The organism is Rhodanobacter sp. IGA1.0, assembly GCF_040208325.1.
Lineage (GTDB): Bacteria > Pseudomonadota > Gammaproteobacteria > Xanthomonadales > Rhodanobacteraceae > Rhodanobacter > Rhodanobacter spathiphylli.
The window spans coordinates 2,985,237-3,004,294 of sequence record NZ_CP157948.1; the positions used below are offsets into that span (position 1 = coordinate 2,985,237).

The window sequence follows — 19,058 nt, forward strand, 5'->3', positions numbered from 1 at the left end:
GCTGGGCATTCCGGTCATTCTTGCATGTTTGCGCGACGACCAGAGCGCCGCCGATGCGCCCTGCCGCGCTTCACATTGGCACGACAATCAGTGTGTTGCAGACGACTGTCCGGCGGGCCGGGCCTGCATGGTGAAGTGCAGTTCGCCGCCGGCCACGATCTGGCCGTGGCGCAGCATCGGCCGGTCCAGCGGCCGGCCGTTCAACGTCACCGAGCCCACGTAGGGATGCGCGTCATCCAGCGTCGCGGCGGTGACCGTGAAGGTGCGGCCGCCACCCAGGTGGATCGTCGCGCGCGCCAGGAACGGCCGGCCGAGTGCGTACTCGTCGCTGCCCGGCGTGACCGGATAGAAACCCAGCGCGGTGAACACGTACCAGGCCGACATCTGGCCAAGATCGTCGTTGCCGGAGAGGCCATCCGGTCGCGCCGCGTACTGGCTGTCCATGATCTGCTTCAGCCGCTGCTGGGTCTTCCACGGCGCGCCCGCGTAGTCGTACAGGTAGGCGATGTGATGGCTGGGTTCGTTGCCGTGGGCATACCAGCCGATCAGGCCGGTGATGTCCTCGACATGCTTGAAGTGCGCCGGATCGACCTTGGCGTCGAACAGCGCATCGAGCTTGTCCACGAACTTCGCCTTGCCGCCCATCGCGGCGACCAGGCCGGGCACGTCCTGCGGCACGTACCACGAATACTGCCAGGCGTTGCCTTCGGTGAAGTCGCTGCCGTAACCCGCCGCGGTGGGGTCGAATGGCGCGCGGAACGTGCCGTCGGCAAGCCGGGCACGCATGAAGCCGGTCTGCGGGTCCCACGCGTTCTTCCAGTTGCCGGCGCGTCGTTCGAAGGTGGCCGCGACATCAGTCTTGCCCATCGCCTTCGCCATCTGCGCCAGCGACCAGTCGTCGTAGGCGTATTCGAGCGTCTTCGAGGCGCCTTCGGGTTCCCTGTCGATCGGCACGTAGCCGAGCTTCATGTAATCGGCCAGATCCCCGTATGGCGCGTAGGTGGCGCTGGCCACCATCGCCTGCAGCGCCTTGTCCGCATCGAAGCCGCGCACGCCCTTGATGTACGCGTCGGCGATCACCGGCACCGCGTGGTAGCCGATCATGCACCAGGTCTCCAGGCCCTGGTACGCCCACACCGGCAGGATGCCGAACGGGCTGGCCTCGCGCGCGGCGATCAGCGAGCGGATGAAGTCGGTGCTGCGCTGGGGATTGAGCAGCACCATCAGCGGCTGCTGCGCCCGATACACGTCCCACAGCGACCAGGTCGAGTAGAACTCGTAGCCGTCCGCCTTGTGCACGGCGTGGTCGGGGCCGCGGTAGTCGCCGTTGACGTCCATGCTCAACGTGGGCGACAGCATGGCGTGGTACAGCGCGGTGTAGAACTGCGTGCGGGCGGTCTTCGGCGCGTCGATGTCGACCACCGCCAGCGCCTTGTCCCACGCGGCCGTGGCCTCCGCGCGGCGGGCATCGAAATCCCAGCCCGCGCCGTCGTGGTCGAGGTTGCCGATCGCGTTCGCCTCGCTCACCGTGGAGATCGCCACCTTCACTTCCAGCGGCCGCTTCAGCTTGCCGAAGTCGAACACGCCGACCAGGGCGCGGCCGTTCTGCGCGTCGTGATCCGCGGCCTGGTTGCCCGGGCCGGCGAAGCCCTTGTAGGTCGCGTCGGTCTCGCGGTTCAACAACTCGCGCGAGGTCATCGGCTGCGAGAAACGCATCGCGAAACACAACTCGCGTCCCGGCGCCCAGCCGCGGGTGGTGCGGCAGCCGGTGACCGTGCCGTCGTCACGCACGCGCAGACTGGCCCAGAGGACCTTGCCGGCGTAGTCGTAGATGCTCGGGCGCAGGTCCAGCAGCAAGTGCGCCGGCTTGCCGGCCGGGAAGGTGTAGCGATGCCAGCCGATCCGGCGCCCCGCGGTGAGTTCGGCGCGCACGCCGTAATCGCTCAGGGTCACCGCGTAGTAGCCGGCCTGCACCACTTCGCTGTCGTGCGAGAAGCGCGAGCGGTAGCCGCTGCCGGGCGTGGCCGGATCGCCGGGGTCCAGCCGCACGTCGCCGGCGATCGGCATCACCAGCGCGTCGCCCAGGTCCGAATGGCCGGAACCGGAGAAGTGGGTGTGCGAGAAACCCAGGATGCTGCTGTCGCCGTACTGGTAGCCGGCGGCCCATTTGTACGCATGCTTGAAGTCCGGCATCGCGGTGTCCGGCGACAGCTGGATCATCCCGAACGGTACCGTGGCGCCGGGAAAGGTGTGGCCGTCGCCGCCGGTGCCGATGCGTGGATCGACCGCGCCGGCGTGACCCGGCGTGGCCATGGCAAGAGCCGGAGCGAAGGCGGTCGCGACGACCAGCGGAATCAGCCAGGGACGGGGCATGGGGCGGCTCTCCGGAAAATTTGGATCGTTCCAAATGCGGCACGCTAGCATCGCAACGGCCTCCGCGCATGCTGCGGCGCAGGATGGCGGAGCGGGAGAATCGGCTACATTTGGATCGTTCCAAACCAGGGCCTCCAATGGACCGCGCCACCCCGATCCGCCGCAAGATCACCCTGGTCGACATCGCCGCCGGCTGCGGCGTGTCGCGCGCCACCGTATCGCTGGTCTTGCGCAACAGCCCGCTGGTGAACAAGCGCACCCGCGCCCGCGTCGAAGAGGAGCTGCGCAAGCAGGGCTATGTCTACAACCGCGCGGCCGCCAACCTGCGTCGACAGACCTCATCGAGCATCGCCCTGGTGTTGAACGACCTGGCCAACCCGTTCTTCGCCGAATTCGCCGCCGGCGTGGACGAGGCGCTGGCCGCCGCCGGCTTCGTCACCCTGCTCGGCTGCACCAGCGAATCGCCGCAGCGCGAGCAGGCCGTGCTGGAATCGCTGATCGAACACGGCCCGGCCGGGATCATCCTGTCGCCCGCCGAAGGCAGCAGCGCCGCCCAGGTGCTGGCCGCGGTGGGTGCGCGCACGCCGGTGCTGCTGTTCAACCGCGAACTCGGCGGCGACCTGCCTGAATACGCCCACTGGGACTCGCTGGCGCTGGACAACCGCCACGGTGCGCAACTGGCCACCGAACACCTGATTGCCCAGGGCCATCGCCGGATCGCCTTCTTCGGCGGCCACAAGGATTCCAGTTCCTGCCGGCAACGCCATGCCGGCTACGTCGATGCGCTGCAGGCGGCCAAGCTGTCGATGGCGCCGTCATGGCGAGTCGAGTGCGCTCCCACGCGCGTCGATGCGGCCGCCGCCACCGCCAGCCTGTTCGCTGCCGAACCGGCGCCCACCGCCGTGGTTTGCTACAACGACGCGGTGGCGATGGGCCTGATGCTCGGCCTGAACCGTCGCGGCCTGCGGCCCGGCCACGACGTGGCGCTGACCGGCTTCGACGACATCGCCGAAGCCGCGCTGTGCATGCCTGCGCTGACCACGCTCACCGCCATGCCGCGGGCGCGGGGCCGGCAAGCGGCCGACATGCTGTTGCAACGCCTGCGCGAACCGGGCGCCGAAACACGTCGCACCATCGCCTCCGTGCAACTGGTCACCCGCGCCAGCAGTTGCCCGCCACCTTCCATCTGACCCCAGCCCTCAGGAAACGCCATGGCCCTTGCCGCCCCGACCCAAGCCGCCGCCAGTCCCGGCGGGAAACGCGAGCCCTACACCCCCTACCCGATGGCGCTGGGCGTGCTCACCACCATCTTCTTCATGTGGGGCTTCCTCACCTGCCTCAACGACATCCTGATCCCGCATCTGAAGTCGGTGTTCCAGCTCGGCTACTTCCAGGCGATGCTGGTGCAGTTCACCTTCTTCGGCGCGTACTTCCTGATGGCGCTGCCGGCCGGATGGATGGTCGCCGCGCTGGGCTACAAGAAGGGCATCGTGGCGGGACTGGCGATTGCCGGCGTGGGCGCGCTGGGCTTCTGGCCCGCCGCCACGCTGCAACTGTATCCCGCCTTCCTCGCCGCGTTGTTCGTGCTGGCCACCGGCATCACCGTGCTGCAGGTGGCGGCCAATCCCTACGTGGCGCTGCTGGGGCCGGAGCGCACCAGTTCCAGCCGGCTGACCCTGGCCCAGGCGCTGAACTCGTTCGGCACCTTCCTGGCGCCGCTGTTCGGCGGCATGCTGATTCTCTCCAGCGTGGTGAAGAGTCCGGCCGAACTGGCCGCGTTGCCGCCGGCCGAACACCTGGCCTACCAGGCACAGCAGGCGCAGGCCGTGCAGGGTCCGTACATCGGCCTGGCCGTGGTGCTGTTCCTGCTCGCCGTCTTCGTCTGGCTGTTCCGCCTGCCCGCGCTGAGCGAGGCCACCGACAGGGGCGACCACGACCGTCACAGCTTCGCCGAGGTGTTGCGCCACCCGCACGTGCTGTTCGGCGTGCTGGGCATCTTCTTCTACGTGGGCGCCGAGGTTTCGATCGGCAGCTTCATGGTGAACTACCTGTCGATGCCCGAGATCGGCCACGTCAGCGAGCAGCAGGCCGCGAAGTACGTGTCGTACTACTGGCTTGGCGCGATGATCGGCCGCTTCATCGGCTCGGCGCTGATGGCGAAGTTCTCGCCGCGCAAGCTGCTGGCCGGCTTCGCCGCGATCAATGCGTTGCTGGTGCTGACCACCATGCTCACCTCGGGCGACGTGGCGATGCTCAGCATCATCGCCATCGGCCTGTTCAATTCGATCATGTTCCCGACCATCTTCGCGCTCGGCATCGAAGGACTGGGGTCGATGACCAGCAAGGCCTCCAGCCTGCTGATCATGGCCATCGTCGGCGGCGCGATCATCCCCCCGCTGCAGGGCCTGCTCGCCGACCACATCGGCTTGCAGCACGCGTTCTTCCTGCCGCTGCTGTGCTACCTGTACATCGTGTTTTACGGCCTGCGCGGCTCGCGCATCCGCAGCCTGCCCGTCGACGCCTCGCAAAAGGGCGCCTGAATGGCCGTCCATCCCATCCTGTGCTTCGGCGAGGCGCTGATCGACCTGCACGCCGACGGCTTCGACGACCACGGTTTCGCCGCCCGCTTCGTGCCGTTCGCGGGCGGTGCGCCGGCCAACGTCGCGGTCGCCGCGGCGCGTCTCGGCGGCGCCGCCCGTTTCGCCGGCATGCTGGGGCGCGACCGCTTCGGCGACTTCCTGCTGGACAGCCTGCAGCAGGCCGGTGTCGGCACCGACGACATCGTGCGCACCGATGCGGCGAACAGCGCGCTGGCCTTCGTCACCCTCGACGCCCGCGGCGAACGCAGCTTCAGCTTCTACCGCGACAACTCGGCCGACCTGCTGTTCCGGCCGGCGCATTTCCGCGCCGACACGTTCCGCGACATCGCCGTGTTCCACGTCTGCTCCAACAGCATGACCGACCCCGCGCTGGCCGGAACCACCCGCGAAGGCATGCAGCGCGCACACGGCGTCGGCGCCCTGGTCAGCTTCGACCTCAACCTGCGTCCGGCGCTGTGGCCGCGCGACAGCGATCCCCGCCCGCCGCTGTGGCCCGCGTTGCACCTGGCCGACGTGGTGAAGCTGTCGGCCGAGGAATTCGCCTGGCTGGCGGTCGACGGCGAACAGGCCGCGCTGGACCGCCTGTGGCTGGGCCGCACCCGGCTGGTGGTGGTGACCGACGGCGGGCAGCCGCTGCGCTGGTTCCACCCGGACGCCGAGGGCGAGCTGCCGTGCTACCCGGTCGAGGTGGTCGACAGCACCGCCGCCGGCGATGCCTTCGTCGGCGGCCTGCTGTGCTGCCTGGCCGAACTCGAAGCGGGCGCCGAACGACTCGATCACCTGGTGACCGAACTGCCGCGCCTGCACGCGATGTTGCGCTTCGCCGCCGCCTGCGGCGCGCTGACCGTCACCCGCCAGGGTTCGTTCGCCGCGATGCCGCGGGGCGACGAGGTGCTGGCCTTCATGGAACAGCAGGCATGAACGGCAGTCCCGATCTCCCTTCCGCCGATTTCCGTTCCGCCGGGTTCCTGCGCGGGCACATCGCGCAGACGATGGCCTTCTACCACCCGCGCGCGATCGACCCGCAGGGCGGCTTCTTCCACTACTTCCGCGACGACGGCACGATCTACGACCGCAGCCACCGGCACCTGGTCAGCAGCACCCGCTTCGTCTTCAACTACGCGATGGCGGCGATCGAGTTCGGCGACGACGCGACGCTTCGAGGCGAGTACCTCGACGCCGCCCGCCACGGCCTGCGCTACCTGCGCGAGGTGCATCGCGATCCGGCCAGCGGCGGCTACGCCTGGACCATCCGCGACGGCCAGCCGGAAGACCGCACCAACCATGCCTACGGCGTCGCCTTCGTGCTGCTCGCCTGCGCCAGCGCGGTGAAAGCCGGCATCGCCGAAGCCGCCGCCTGGATGGACGAAACCTGGAACCTGCTCGAACAGCGCTACTGGGATGCCGACGCCGGGCTGTACCGCGACGAGGCCGACGCCGACTGGCACTTCAGCGACTACCGCGGCCAGAACGCGAACATGCACCTGTGCGAGGCGATGCTGGCCGCCTACCAGGCCAGCCGCGAGCCACGCTACCTCGATCGCGCATACACCCTCGCCGATCACATGACCCGTCGCCAGGCCGCGCTGGCCGGCGGCCTGGTGTGGGAACACCACGACCGCGACTGGGCGATCGACTGGGACTACCACCGCGACGACCCGAAGCACCTGTTTCGCCCGTGGGGCTTCCAGCCCGGCCACCAGACCGAATGGGCCAAGCTGCTGCTGATCATGGAGCCTCTGTTGCGCGAACGCGGCTCCGCGCCGGACTGGATGCTGCCCACCGCGCAGCACCTGTTCGATACCGCACTGGCCCGCGCCTGGGACAACGCATACGGCGGCATCTGCTACGGCTTCGCGCCGGACGGCAGCGTCTGCGACGACGACAAGTATTTCTGGGTGCAGGCCGAATCGCTGGCCGCCGCCGCCCTGCTGCACGAGCGCAGCGGACTGGCTGTCCATGACGACTGGTACGTGAAGCTGTGGGCCTACGCGTGGCAGCATTTCGTCGATCACCGCCATGGCGCCTGGTACCGCATCCTCACCCGCGACAACCGCAAGTACGACGACGAAAAGAGTCCCGCCGGCAAGACCGACTACCACACGATGGGCGCCTGCCACGAGTTGCTGGCGCTGATCCGTCGCGGTGGCCAGCCGTAAGGCGTCTTCCCTTCCCCAAAGGCTTCGCATGAACAACCTCACGCTCACTCTGGCCGCCACCTTCGCCGCGCTTTCGCTGGCGCCCGCCTTCGCCGCCGACACCGCGCCTGCGCGCTTCGATCCCGCGCAGACGTTCGCGCCGTACAGCTACCCGCAACCGGCCAACGCCTACCGCTCCGCCAGCGGCAAGCCCGGCCCGATGTACTGGCAGAACCGCGCCGACTACCGGATCAAGGCCACGCTCGATCCCGCCACCCGGCTGCTGAGCGGCAGCGAGGTAATCAGCTACACCAACCACAGCCCCGACGCGCTCGACGTGCTGTGGCTGCAGCTGGACCAGAACCGCTATCGCAAGGACGCCCGTGGCGCTTTCACCAGCACGTTCCCCACCGAATTCACCGACGGCTACAGGATCAGCTCGGTCGAGGTCGAAGACGCGCATGGCCGCACGCAACCGGTGAAGTGGATCGTCTCCGACACGCGCATGCAGGTGCAGCTGCCGACCGCGCTGAAGGCGCAGGACGGCCAGCTGAAACTGCACATCGCCTGGAGCTTCACCGTGCCCGGCGAGTTCGGCGGGCGGATGGACGTCAACCCCAGCAAGAACGGCGAGATCTTCGAGATCGCCCAGTGGTATCCGCGCATGGCCGTCTACGACGACCTGCGCGGGTGGGACACGGCGCCCTACCTCAACAGCGAGTTCTATCTGGAGTACGGCGATTTCGACTACGCGATCACCGTGCCGTGGGACATGATCGTGGCCGGCTCCGGCGAACTGCTGAACCCGCAGGACGTGCTGACCAGGACCGAGCAGCAGCGACTGGAACAGGCGCGCCGCAGCGACAAGACCGTGATGATCCGCAGCGCGGACGAAGTCACCCAGCCGTCCAGCCGTCCAAAGCAGAGCGGCACGCTGACCTGGCACTTCGCCATGCACGACACCCGCGACGTGGCGTTCGGCGCATCGAAGGCCTTCGTGTGGGACGCGGCGCGAATCAACCTGCCCGCAGGCAAGAGCGCGCTGGCGATGTCGGTCTATCCGGCCGAAAGCGGCGGCGACGCCGCCTGGGGCCGCGCCACCGAATACCTCAAGGCCTCCACCGAATACTTCTCGAAGCAGTGGTATCCGTACCCCTGGCCGGTGGCGATCAACGAAGCCGGCACCGCCGGCGGGATGGAGTATCCCGGCATCACCTTCGACCACAAGCTGGCCAAGGGCCGCAGCCTGCACATGGTGATCGCCCACGAGATCGGGCACATCTGGTTCCCGATGATCGTGGGCAGCAACGAGCGCCGCGATGCGTGGATGGACGAAGGCTTCAACACCTTCATCGACGTCTACGAGGCCGACGCGTTCAACCATGGCGAATACGCGCCCAAGCGCGACGGCGAATACGCGCCGGGCAAGGGCAATCCGGCCGACGAGATCGCCAAGGTGCTGCAGGACCAGGACGCCCCGCCGCTGCTGCTGGGCGCCGACATGGTGCCGGAGAAATACCGCCACCCGATCAGCTACTTCAAGGGCGCGTTCGGCCTGGTGCTGCTGCGCGAGCAGATCATCGGCCCGGAACGCTTCGACCCCGGCTTCCGCCGCTACATCGCCACCTGGGCCTACAAGCACCCGAGCCCGTCCGACTTCTTCCGCTTCATGGAAAGCGAGACCGGCGAGGATCTGGGCTGGTTCTGGCGCGGCTGGTTCGACCACAACTGGCAGCTCGACCTGGCCGTGCAGAAAGCCGCCTACACCGACGGCGACTACCGCAAGGGCGTCGACGTCACCGTGGCCAACCTGGACCAGTTGGTCATGCCCGCCACCCTGCAACTGGTCTACGACGACGACAGCAAGCAGGACGTGCGCGTGCCGGTGGAAACCTGGCAGCAACACCGCAGCTACGTGGTCCACGTGGATGGCACGCGCAAGCTGAAGTCCGTCACGATCGATCCGGCGCGGGCTTTGCCTGACGGCAATCGCGGCAACAACAGTTTCGCAATGCCGTAGGCGGAGCCATGGTGTCGGGGACAGTTTTGGTCGTGGCAGCTGGCCACGAATTGTCCCTGACAACTTTTCCGCGGTTGCCCCTGGCGTGACGAGGTTTATTCTGGTCGGTTGCTGCGGTGCCGATGCGTGGGTGCTGATGTTCAGCTCGGCGATACTTCCAATATTCCCTTCGGTGCCACCTGTAGGAGCGCACTCTGTGCGCGATGCTCTTCGCTCCCGTTGCCCAGGGAGGTCTGGAACCTCAACGAGGACATGGCCAACCTCGGCGGGAACGTCCTGAACCTCAAGGGGGAGGTCCGGAGTCCCGACGGGGAGGTCTGGAACCTCGACGAGGAGGCTCGGAACGTCAACGAGGACGTGTGCAACCTCGGCGAGGAGGCTCGGAACCTCGACGGGGACGTGCGGAACCTCGGCGTCGACGTTGTGCGGGTCCCGGTGGACCGGCAAAACCCCGGTGCAGTGGTCGATGGCCACGCCACTGGATCCAACGGGGAGTGAGCTTGCTGCCAACATCGACCAAATGAGCACGACCCTGTTCTTGCGCTGGCAAACCGCGGCCCAACGGACAACTCACGCTGGCCGACGACGGCGTGCAGCACGAGGTGGAACTCAACTGGCCCTGGGCAGGCTGATCGCGCACCGAAGCGCTCCCCAGGCGATCAACGATCCAGCGGGCTCAGCACGCCATGGCCGCCGCGGTTCAGCACATGCGTGTAGATCTGGGTAGTGGCCACGTCCTTGTGGCCGAGCAGTTCCTGGATGGTGCGAATGTCGTGTCCGGCTTCAAGCAGGTGCGTGGCGAACGAATGGCGCAAGGTGTGGCAGGTGGCGGGCTTGACGATGCCGGCCCTGATCCGCGCGTTGCGCACCGCTCGCTGCAGACCGGCCTCATCCAGGTGGTGACGCCGCTGCTCGCCGTCACGCGGGTCGCGCGATAGTTGATCTGACGGAAACACGTACTGCCATCCCGGCTCGCGTGGTGCGGACGGATACTTGCGCGCCAGCGCATGCGGCAGCCACACCGCACCCAGGCCCGCCGCCAGGTCCTGCTGGTGGATCAGGCGCACCCGCTCCAGTTGTGTCTGCAGTGCCTCGCGCAGGCGCCGCGGCAACGGTACATGCCTATCCTTGCCGCCCTTGCCGTCGCGCACGCAAATCTGATTGAGCTCGAAATCCACATCCTTCACGCGCAGGCGCACGCACTCCATCAGCCGCATGCCCGACCCGTACAACAACGAGGCCATCAGGCCGAAGCGGCCATCCATCATCGCCAGCAGCCGATTCACCTCCTCACGCGAGAGCACCACCGGCACCCGCTGCGGCCGCTTCGCCCGCACCACCGATTCCATCCACGGCAGATCGACCGACAGCACTTCCTTGTACAGAAACAACAGCGCCGACAACGCCTGGTTCTGCGTGCCCGCCGCCACCTTGCCCTCGACGGCCAGTGTGCTCAGGAAGCCCTCGACCTCGGCCACCCCCATGTCGCGTGGGTGTCGTTTGCCGGTGGCCAGGATGAACCGCCGAATCCATCCGACATACGCCCGCTCTGTCCGCAAGCTGTAATGCTTCAAGCGCAACCGCGCATGCACCTGATCCAGCAACCGCGGTGTTTTTGCCCCCGTTACACCCTCACTTTCGCCCCGGTAACTCATACACCCTCAAAAGTCACTGATAACAACGGCAGGATGCCCGCCCGTCACGCACCAGGCAGCCGCGCAAGACCATGATCGGACGTAGGAATCCGCCGCTTGTGCGGTCGGGAGTGGCGCCGCATACTCGGCGCAACACCCCACTTTTGGGGTCTACTTAGCGTTAGATGGCACAGGCATGTCTGAAATTTCCATACTCGCTACATTGAGTGACGCAGAGATCATCCGGTCATGGATCAATGCTGATCCTGACATCGCTTGGCTAGTGAAGATTGGACAGGATGGGTGTCGCTACAGATGGCAAGCGGTTCCAGAGTTACCAGTCTTGCACGAGCAACGATATGCACTTTGGCACACCAAGTCGGGACCATTGAACATTCCATCTGGTTCACCAAATGTCCCGGATGCTCATGTAGCCAACCCGTTTCAAGGGTGGAGCCAAACACTAGAAGATTCGAGCGTCCAAGCCCCTTGGTTTGGTGGAAACTTACCAGGACCTTATAGCCTCAATCTTAGACCGTCGGGGCATGAAGACGACTGGCCCATCGGTATGTCTCATTTTTTTTGGGCGGCCGACCATTTTAACTTGATAGGTAAAGGAGCTCATCCTGAAGCAAAGAGATGGTGGGCAAAGTTGAGGCGGTTCATAAGCAAGAACTCAATACAAATGCCGTGGCCTGGACTCTCACCGACTAACCGCCCGAAAGCTTATGCTTTTCCTGATGCCCTAGTTCAGATCCGCAATGCAATCTAACAATTCGTTCGAGGCGGACGGCTCCGCCGCCGCTCAACTCAAGCGTTAGTCGGCAGTGCAGCGGTCATGATTTCAGGGGAAGTTCTTCGCGACATGAAGCAGATCGCACGCACCAGCATCAGAGCCGCTTCGGCCAGCGCCGTCGCAACGGTTTCGCGTGCGGCTTGCGGGGATGTTTCTGTCGCTACGGCGAGCATCGCCGCTAGTGCCAGGTTCAACGCATCCGTTGCGCTCGCGGCATGGGCTTCGTCGCTCCGTTCAACATCGGGCGTTGCCGTGGTGGCACCGCCGTCTAACACGGCGGTCAAGCGGACGGCGTACCGCCGCCGCTTACCTTTGCGTTAGGTAGCATATGAGACGTCGCGCCGCGGCAATATTTTTGATGGCAACGGTCTTGCCTTGTGACGGTGCGCGCGCAGGTCAGTCAGACCCTATGTGCGCACCTATTCAAGCGTTCGTCAGCTCGGTCAAGCCCAACGAAACTAGACAGATCGCGTTCCATACGTCTTGGGGTTCAAACTTCAAAAATTCACCCGCACCAGCCATTTCTGCCAAGCAGTGCCTTCATCATGACTATCCTCAGGCCAAGGTGCTGTGCGCGTATCTTATGGCTCACGGGGCAGTTGAGTTCTCTGGCAACAACGCCCAGCGGGCGCTTGTTTGCTTATCGCCTGGCACACGGTTCAATGAGCGCGTGCAACTTGCTCAAGGCGAGTTTTCGTTCTATTACGGCACGGAGCAGCGCGGCAGCAATGTCACCATTACCTACGCTCAAGACCCAAAGCTTGGCGGTATGGTTCTAGCAATTGAGGCGGACGGCTACTAGCCATGCTGCCTAACCACTCGTTCGAGGCGGACGGCTCCGCCGCCGCTCAACTCAAGCGTTAGTCGGCAGTGCAGCGGTCATGATTTCAGGGGAAGTTCTTCGCGACATGAAGCAGATCGCACGCACCAGCATCAGAGCCGCTTCGGCCAGCGCCGTCGCAACGGTTTCGCGTGCGGCTTGCGGGGATGTTTCTGTCGCTACGGCGAGCATCGCCGCTAGTGCCAGGTTCAACGCATCCGTTGCGCTCGCGGCATGGGCTTCGTCGCTCCGTTCAACATCGGGCGTTGCCGTGGTGGCACCGCCGTCTAACACGGCGGTCAAGCGGACGGCGTACCGCCGCCGCTTACCTTTGCGTTAGGTCTCAAGGCAAAAATGACGTTCTTGGTCATACATCACTGGGTTCCTGAGCTTGGCTGGGCAAGCCGCAGCAGTTGGCCTCTTGCAGCCTTCTGCGATCGCATCCAACAATGCACCTTGCTTCGCGGCACCGAACTAAAGCGGGTCGCTCGTCGTGTCATGAAAGGTGAGGCTGTGACGTTAGAATTGGTCAGTACCGAGTCGGCTGGTGCTCTGTTGCATACCCTTGAGTCACTCGGTGCACAGGTATCTTTTCAATAGGCGGGCCTTCGCGGGCCTAACAGGTCCTTAGGAGACTTCCAGTCAAGCCCGGGTGCATGATGCTTTTGCCCTGAGCTTTCGGGCGACTGCTGGCGATCGTGTTGTGCTTCGTGTTGCGTGCTGCTTGTCAGTTCGATGCGGCGTCGAACGTTGCCAGACTGCATTTCCTTAGACGGTCTTGTTGAGTCGATGTTGCCGGCTCGGACCAGGGTATAAACCGCGCCCGGAGACCTCATTCGTTCAGCGGTGTCGTCGGTGCTCGGGGATCGGCCGAAGCACGTTTGGATGGCCAGAATGTTAGTCAGGTTCTCTCCGGGTGGGTCTGACCCGTTGTTACCGCGTTGCGCTGACGGTGAATCGAAAGAAGAGGTTCCTCAGGCGAGCTTGGCGGGGCGATGCATCGGGTGGCGCTGGCTGGCGCAGGGGTCGTAGTCCGCGTCGTGGGCCAGCATCACCCACAGCTGGCGCGCATGCTTGTTGGCGATGGCGACCAGCACCTTGCCGAAGGACAGCCGCGCCGCCAGGGATCGAATCCAGAGTTGTTCGGGCGTGGCCTTTCCCGTGGCGACCGCCTTGGCCCGTTGCAGGCTGCTGCGCGCGCCCTGGATCAACAGCGTGCGCAGGTAGCCATCGCCGCGGCAACTGATCGCGCCCAGCCGCGTGTGGCCGCCGCTGGAGTGCTGGGTCGGCACCATGCCGAGCCACGCCGCCAGTTGCCGACCGTTGCGGAATTCCTGCGCCTTGCCGAGGCTGGCGATCATCGCGTCCGCCGTGAGTGCGCCGACGCCGACGATCGCGCGCAGCCGCACGCACCGCTCGTCATCGCGCGCATGGGATTCGATGCGTGCATCGCACGCGTCGAAGGCCGTGCGGACCTGCGTCCAGTGGGCGTCGACGCTGCGGATCAACGCCTTGAACTGCGCCGGCAGCGCCGTGTGTGCATCCAGATCGGCCAGCACCCGGCGCAGGGCCTTGTCGCTCTTGCCCATCACGATGCCGAACTCGGCCAGCAGGCCGCGCAGGCGGTTGCCGATCGCCAGACTCTCCGCCTTGTAACCTTCGCGCACCCGGTGCCAGGACAGCCGCGCCTGCTGGTCGACGGTCTTGATCGGCACGAAGCGCATGTTGCCCTGGCGCGCCGCCGTGGCGATCGCCTCGGCGTCATTGCGGTCGTTCTTGCTGCGCTGACTCTTGCGATACGGCTTGACCAGCTGGGCGGCCATCAACCGCGGCTGCAGCCCGTACTCCTGACAACGCCGCGCCCAATGGTGCGCCCCACTGCAGGCTTCCATCGCCACCACCGTGCCCGACGGCCGCTGCGCCAGCCACACGGCAAACGCCTCACGCTTGAACTCCCGCCGTTCCAGCACATGCCCGGCGCCATCCACCGCGCACACCGAAAACACGCTCTTCGCCAAGTCCACACCCAGGGTTATAGTGCTCATGGAGACTTCCTCTTCTGTTGACGGTTGTGTTGCAACACCATCATGGCCCTCGAGGCCGCAAGGGGAGGAAGTCTCTTTTTACTCGTTCGAGGCGGACGGCTCCGCCGCCGCTCAACTCAAGCGTTCCACTGACCATCCACCTTGGATTGACCGCGCAGGGTGAATCGATGGAGCCGCTTGTTGTGGCGTACGTTGCCGAAGACCGGTTCGACGGTGGCGAAGCGCCGCCCGTATTGTTCGCGTCCCCACGCACTGTCGATGCGCTCGCGCATGCGCGCGCTGTGGGTGCGTTCGGCTTTGCGGGTGAGTACGGCCACTTGCCGCGAGCGTGTGGTCTGGGGTTTGCGTAAACACTTCGTGCGCAGCGGGCAGTCTTTGCAGGCTGCTTCCGGTGCGCGGAACTTGATCGCGGCATAGCCGCCGATGGTGCAGTCCTTGCCGTTGCGATGCAGCCGCTGCCCGGCAGGACAGATCGCGTGTGACTGGTCCGGCGCGATGATGAAATCCTCGCTGCCGAACAGGCGTGGCTTCGCTTCCTTGCGTGACTTGTCATGCAGCGGCTCGGGCTTGACCCGGTGCTTGGCCTGCTCGGCGAAACGTTCGTCGCGTCGACGCATGGCGTTGTCGGCGATCAGGGCGTCGATGCCCTTCTCGGCCAGCGCTGCGAGGTTGGCCTCGGAGTGATAGCCGGCATCGGCGGTGATCAGCGTCGAGGCGGTGCGCTGCGTGGCGCACGCTTCGAGGACGGGCAGCAACAATTCCTGTTCCGCGCCGGTGCCGTGGGCCGAAGCCTCCACGATCACCTGATGGTCGGCATCGACCACGGCCACGGCGCAGTAGCCCTGGATCACGCCCTTGTCGGTCGCCAGCTTGGCGGACTCGTTGTCGGTGCGGTTGGACTTGCGAACCTTGCCGCGGGTGCCGGGCCGATCTTCCGGATGATCGGCCAGCCACTGACGAATCTTCGCCGCCTCGCCGGTGAGACGCTCGATGCGAGCAGCCGCTTTGGCATCCAGCACGTCTTCGGCGGCGCCGGCATCGTTGGCCTGGTGGCGTTCCAGCATGGTGGTCGCCGCACGTTCCATCTTCTGAGCTTGCGCAAGAAACTCCGCTCGTGTGCCGGAGCGATGCTTGGAGGCGTTGGAGGGCAGCTTCACGCCATCGATGGCGAACACGACCCACAAGGATGTGGGAAGTGGCTGCTGGCGTCGGGAACGCCAGCAGGCTCGCGGCCGATCAGGCCTTCGCCATCAAGCAGGGTCAGCACCTGGGCAAACACCGCCGCGATCGCGTCGCGCGAGCGGCTGACGAAGTCCGCAATCGTGGTGAAGTGCGGCTTGGCGTCGCCGGTCAAGGCGATGAACAGCACGTTGTCGCGGCAGGCCCGCTCGATCGAGCGCGAGCTCACCATACCCTGGGAATACGCCAGAAGCACCGCCTTGAGCAACATCATCGGCGCATGCGCCGGCGCACCGCTCTCGTCATTGCGGTAGTGCGCATCGAACGCCGACAAGTCCAGTTGATCGACCACGTGGTGCAGCGTATGGGCGAACGACCCTGGCACCAGCTGCGCCTGCAGGTCGACCGGCAACAGCCGCGGACTCATGTCGATGTGCTTGTAACGCGCCATGCAGATGCCTCTTGTTCGCCTGAAGCTATTGAAGCAACATCAGCGCAGGTTTTTCTACAACCTCGTTAGATGCCCATGACACGACTCAGCTGGCCCGACATCTTCACCAGCGCTCAAGAGCTTAACTTTGCTGAGCTGCTCTCTTATTGGCCGCGCACAGTGTCCGGCCGTCTTCAGCCTATCGGCGCATCCGCCTTTGGCGAACTTTATTTCCAGCGTCCCAGCGGTGGCGTGGAGCGTCTGGATGTTCTTGAGGGTGGCGTACACGCCGTTGCCGCAAGCCAGAACGAATTCCAAGCCAACATGAATTCGTCGCAGTGGCAAGAGTCCAATCTCCTCACTGAGGGCGTTGCGCTCTTACATGAGCGCGGCCTCAAGCGCGCTCCTGGACAGTTCTTTGCTTTTGCTCCTCATCCTTCGTTTGCTGGCAAAATTGATTGGTCTCGCGTCGTGCCGCTCGATGCAAAAATCTGGCATTCGATCTGCGCGCAAGCGCTCGAGCCTGCGGCATGACGCGCAAGCATCTAACCACTCGTCCAAGCGGACGGCGTACCGCCGCCGCTTAACTCCAGCGTTCAGGCGGCTTGGGTCGCTTCATTACCCCTTGGAGGCTCTCATGACCGAACCTGTTTCCTCGCTCACCGTGATCTACGCGAGCGATCTCGACCGAGTAGCGACCTTCTACGAGCGCACCCTCGAGGTTTCCCGCCTGGAGCAGGAAGACGGCTTCATTGTGGTCGGCAACTCGTCGTTCGAGATTGCCGTCGTGAGAATGTCGGGCAGGCCTGGCAGCAGCGAGACGCCATCGTCGCTCCACGTGCGGGCGGAAACGCCGCTGAAGGGCTCGTACCTGGTCAGCAGCCTGGCGCGGGCGATAGTGGCCGCAGAGGCTTCGGGCGGCTCGCTGAAGCCCGTCGAATCGGCGTGGAGCTGGCGTGGTCAGCTGCACCTCGATGGTCACGATCCCGAAGGCAACGTCATGCAAATCCGCATGAGCGCCGCCTGACCATTCCTTGGGAGACGTCCGCTCAATCCCGGGCGCAGGATGCTTTTTCCCTGAACTTTCGGGCGGCGGCTGGTGATCGTGTTGTCCTTCGTACGGCGTGCTGCTGGTCAGTTTGATGCGGCGTCAAACGTTGCCAGGATGCATTTCCCTGGACGGTATTGTTGAACCGATGTTGCCGTCTCGGACCAGGATACAGACCGCTCCCGGGACCTCAGTCGTTCAGCGGTGTCGTCGGTGCTCGGGGGTCGGCCGAAACGCGTCTGGACGTCCAGAATGCCAGTCGGGTTCGCTCCGGGCGGGTCCGACCCGTGGTTGCCGCGTGGCGCGGACGTGGAACGAAACGGTGTGGCGAAGGCACGCAGCTCAGGCCATGCCGGCCTGCCGATGCATGGGATTGTCCTGCGCGTCTATCTCGCACGCCGAAAACACGCTCTTCGCCCGCTCCACGCCGATGGTTATAGTGCTCGTGGAGACTGCCTCTTCCGTTGACGCTGGCGTTGCAACACCATCATGGCCGTCGGGGCCGAAAGGGCAGCAAGTCGCTTTCTTCTCGTTCGAGCGGATGCCGTACCGGCGTCGCTTGACTCAATTGTTCACGCACACTGGACACTTTGGAGGCACAGTGAAGGTTCGTCGGATTGTCACCAACATCGCCAGCACGGAATTGAACAAGGCCAACGTGTTCTACGGGAAGTTCCTTGGCCTCGACACGCTGATGGATCACGGCTGGATCAGGACTTTCGGCTCCGATGAAAAGATGACACTGCAGGTCAGCGTGGCTTCGGAGGGCGGATCGGGCACCTCGGTCCCCGACCTGTCCATCGAGGTTGATGATCTGTCTGCCGCACTGGAAAGAGCGAAGGAACTTGGCATCTCCGTGGAGTACGGTCCGGCAGACGAGCCCTGGGGCGTGCGCCGTTTCTACGTTCGCGACCCGTTTGGCAGGCTCGTCAATGTCCTTCAGCATCAATAGCCCTTCATCGGACATCCAGGGCCAGCGGAACCCCTGGACGGCCTTTCCAGTGCATCTTCCCGGTTGCGCTTGCCCGAAGCCCACCGGTTGATATGCGCATCCGTCGGAATCGGCGGATCAGCCGCTGCGCATTTCCTTGTCGCTCGAACGTTCCGCCTGCTGTTCTGGTGGCGCCTTTTCGCCGCGGGCGGCGGACAGACCGTGGGTGAGTTCGGCGCCCATCAGCACGATGGTCGAGGCGTAGTAGACCCAGGTGAGCAGCACCACCAGCGCGCCCGCCGGTCCGTAGGCGCCGCCCACGCTGGCGTGGCGGATGTACAGGTCGATCGCGTACTTGCCGGCGATGAACAGCACGGTGGTCAGCAAGGCGCCGCGCCAGGCATCCGCCCACGCGATGCGCGCATCGGGCAGGACGCGATACATCGCGCCGAACGCCGCGATGAACACCAGCAGCGAAATCACCTGCTCGGCGATGCTCCAGATCCACGAATCCACCGGCACGAAGAAGCGGATCAGCGTGCTGACCACGAACGACACGATCAGCAGGAAGGTGACGCCGACCAGCAGCGCGATCGCCCGGGCGCGCGCCCACAGCCAGGCGGTGATGGCCTTGCCGGGCCTGGCCTGGACATCCCAGATGACGTTGAGCGCGCCCTGCAGCTGGGCGAAAACCACCGAGGCACTGAACAGCGTGATCAGCAGGCTAACCACCCCGGCGACGTTGCCGAGCGTCGGCCTGGACTTCGCGTTCTGCAGCACCAGGGTGATCGCGCCGGCGGCCTTTTCGCCCAGTATCCCGGCCAGCCCGTCGGTCAGCTGTTGCTGCCACTCCGGCCGCAACGCGGCCAGCAGCCACAGCAGCAACACGATCAGCGGCGCGAACGACAACGCAGAGTAGAACGCGATGGCCGCCGCGCGGGTCAGCAGCGCATCGTCGCCGATCCCTCCGATCGTCTTGCGCAGGATGCTGGCCAGTCGCGACAGCTGCATGGACTTCCCCGGTGGTTGATCGTTGGCGGCACG

Annotated in this window: 18 protein-coding genes; 10 read left to right on the plus strand and 8 right to left on the minus strand. The window is 65.2% G+C overall.

Features of this window, described 5'->3' with window-relative positions:
• Positions 1–87 precede the first annotated feature (87 nt).
• Positions 88–2,373: a GH92 family glycosyl hydrolase gene (locus tag ABNK63_RS13515; protein ID WP_350015914.1), complete on the minus strand. Its 2,286-nt coding sequence runs from the start codon at positions 2,371–2,373 to the stop codon at positions 88–90.
• A 137-nt stretch (positions 2,374–2,510) separates the two neighbouring features.
• On the opposite strand from ABNK63_RS13515, the gene ABNK63_RS13520 reads away from it, so the two are divergent.
• From ABNK63_RS13520 to ABNK63_RS13545, 6 genes are all read left to right on the plus strand, one after another.
• A complete protein-coding gene (locus ABNK63_RS13520) occupies positions 2,511–3,563 on the plus strand; it encodes a LacI family DNA-binding transcriptional regulator (RefSeq protein WP_007808359.1) in 1,053 nt (350 codons plus the stop codon).
• Positions 3,564–3,656: 93 nt separating this feature from the next.
• The gene (fucP, locus tag ABNK63_RS13525; RefSeq protein ID WP_238530932.1) at positions 3,657–4,913 is read left to right on the plus strand and encodes an L-fucose:H+ symporter permease; all 1,257 of its coding nucleotides are present in this window, start codon (positions 3,657–3,659) and stop codon (positions 4,911–4,913) included.
• Positions 4,914–5,894, plus strand: coding sequence for a carbohydrate kinase (locus ABNK63_RS13530; protein ID WP_350015915.1), 981 nt, complete (start codon positions 4,914–4,916; stop codon positions 5,892–5,894).
• Complete coding sequence (locus ABNK63_RS13535; protein WP_350015916.1) at positions 5,891–7,132, plus strand: AGE family epimerase/isomerase; 1,242 nt, start codon at positions 5,891–5,893, stop codon at positions 7,130–7,132. Before ABNK63_RS13530 ends, ABNK63_RS13535 begins: the two co-directional genes overlap by 4 nt.
• 28 nt (positions 7,133–7,160) lie before the next feature.
• The gene (locus ABNK63_RS13540; RefSeq protein ID WP_350015917.1) at positions 7,161–9,131 is read left to right on the plus strand and encodes a M1 family metallopeptidase; all 1,971 of its coding nucleotides are present in this window, start codon (positions 7,161–7,163) and stop codon (positions 9,129–9,131) included.
• Positions 9,132–9,383: 252 nt separating this feature from the next.
• Entirely contained in the window at positions 9,384–9,629 is a 246-nt protein-coding gene (locus tag ABNK63_RS13545) for a hypothetical protein (RefSeq protein WP_350015918.1), read from the plus strand.
• A 161-nt stretch (positions 9,630–9,790) separates the two neighbouring features.
• Here the strand turns inward: ABNK63_RS13545 and ABNK63_RS13550 are convergent, their stop codons facing one another.
• Together ABNK63_RS13550 and ABNK63_RS13555 are read right to left on the minus strand one after the other, a co-directional pair.
• Positions 9,791–10,786, minus strand: a complete 996-nt coding sequence (locus ABNK63_RS13550) for an integron integrase (RefSeq protein WP_350015919.1) — start codon at positions 10,784–10,786, stop codon at positions 9,791–9,793.
• 789 nt (positions 10,787–11,575) lie between these two features.
• Positions 11,576–11,845 carry a hypothetical protein gene (locus tag ABNK63_RS13555; RefSeq protein ID WP_350015920.1) on the minus strand — a complete coding sequence of 90 codons (270 nt, stop codon included), beginning with the start codon at positions 11,843–11,845 and terminating at the stop codon, positions 11,576–11,578.
• 74 nt (positions 11,846–11,919) lie between these two features.
• Between ABNK63_RS13555 and ABNK63_RS13560 the strand changes: the two genes are divergently transcribed.
• A complete protein-coding gene (locus ABNK63_RS13560) occupies positions 11,920–12,363 on the plus strand; it encodes a hypothetical protein (RefSeq protein ID WP_350015921.1) in 444 nt (147 codons plus the stop codon).
• A 51-nt stretch (positions 12,364–12,414) separates the two neighbouring features.
• Here the strand turns inward: ABNK63_RS13560 and ABNK63_RS13565 are convergent, their stop codons facing one another.
• The 4 genes from ABNK63_RS13565 to ABNK63_RS13580 all read right to left on the minus strand — a co-directional run bounded on the left by ABNK63_RS13565 (position 12,415) and on the right by ABNK63_RS13580 (position 16,056).
• On the minus strand, positions 12,415–12,684 hold the full coding sequence (locus ABNK63_RS13565) for a hypothetical protein (protein ID WP_350015920.1): 270 nt from the start codon (positions 12,682–12,684) through the stop codon (positions 12,415–12,417).
• A gap of 671 nt (positions 12,685–13,355) precedes the next feature.
• The gene (locus ABNK63_RS13570) at positions 13,356–14,426 is read right to left on the minus strand and encodes an IS110 family transposase (protein ID WP_350015922.1); all 1,071 of its coding nucleotides are present in this window, start codon (positions 14,424–14,426) and stop codon (positions 13,356–13,358) included.
• Between the two features lie 116 nt (positions 14,427–14,542).
• A complete protein-coding gene (locus ABNK63_RS13575; RefSeq protein ID WP_350015923.1) occupies positions 14,543–15,511 on the minus strand; it encodes a transposase in 969 nt (322 codons plus the stop codon).
• Positions 15,512–15,579: 68 nt separating this feature from the next.
• Positions 15,580–16,056 (minus strand): transposase, encoded by a 477-nt coding sequence (locus ABNK63_RS13580; RefSeq protein WP_350015924.1) that lies wholly within the window; start codon positions 16,054–16,056, stop codon positions 15,580–15,582.
• Positions 16,057–16,131: 75 nt separating this feature from the next.
• On the opposite strand from ABNK63_RS13580, the gene ABNK63_RS13585 reads away from it, so the two are divergent.
• The 3 genes from ABNK63_RS13585 (at position 16,132) to ABNK63_RS13595 (ending at position 18,035) form a co-directional block, all read left to right on the plus strand.
• The gene (locus ABNK63_RS13585; protein WP_350015925.1) at positions 16,132–16,569 is read left to right on the plus strand and encodes a hypothetical protein; all 438 of its coding nucleotides are present in this window, start codon (positions 16,132–16,134) and stop codon (positions 16,567–16,569) included.
• 103 nt (positions 16,570–16,672) lie between these two features.
• Positions 16,673–17,062, plus strand: coding sequence for a hypothetical protein (locus ABNK63_RS13590; RefSeq protein WP_350015926.1), 390 nt, complete (start codon positions 16,673–16,675; stop codon positions 17,060–17,062).
• Positions 17,063–17,684: 622 nt separating this feature from the next.
• Complete coding sequence (locus tag ABNK63_RS13595) at positions 17,685–18,035, plus strand: VOC family protein (RefSeq protein ID WP_350017225.1); 351 nt, start codon at positions 17,685–17,687, stop codon at positions 18,033–18,035.
• A 117-nt stretch (positions 18,036–18,152) separates the two neighbouring features.
• On the opposite strand, the gene ABNK63_RS13600 is transcribed toward ABNK63_RS13595, so the two are convergent.
• Positions 18,153–19,025 carry a YihY/virulence factor BrkB family protein gene (locus tag ABNK63_RS13600; protein ID WP_350015927.1) on the minus strand — a complete coding sequence of 291 codons (873 nt, stop codon included), beginning with the start codon at positions 19,023–19,025 and terminating at the stop codon, positions 18,153–18,155.
• Positions 19,026–19,058 lie beyond the last annotated feature (33 nt).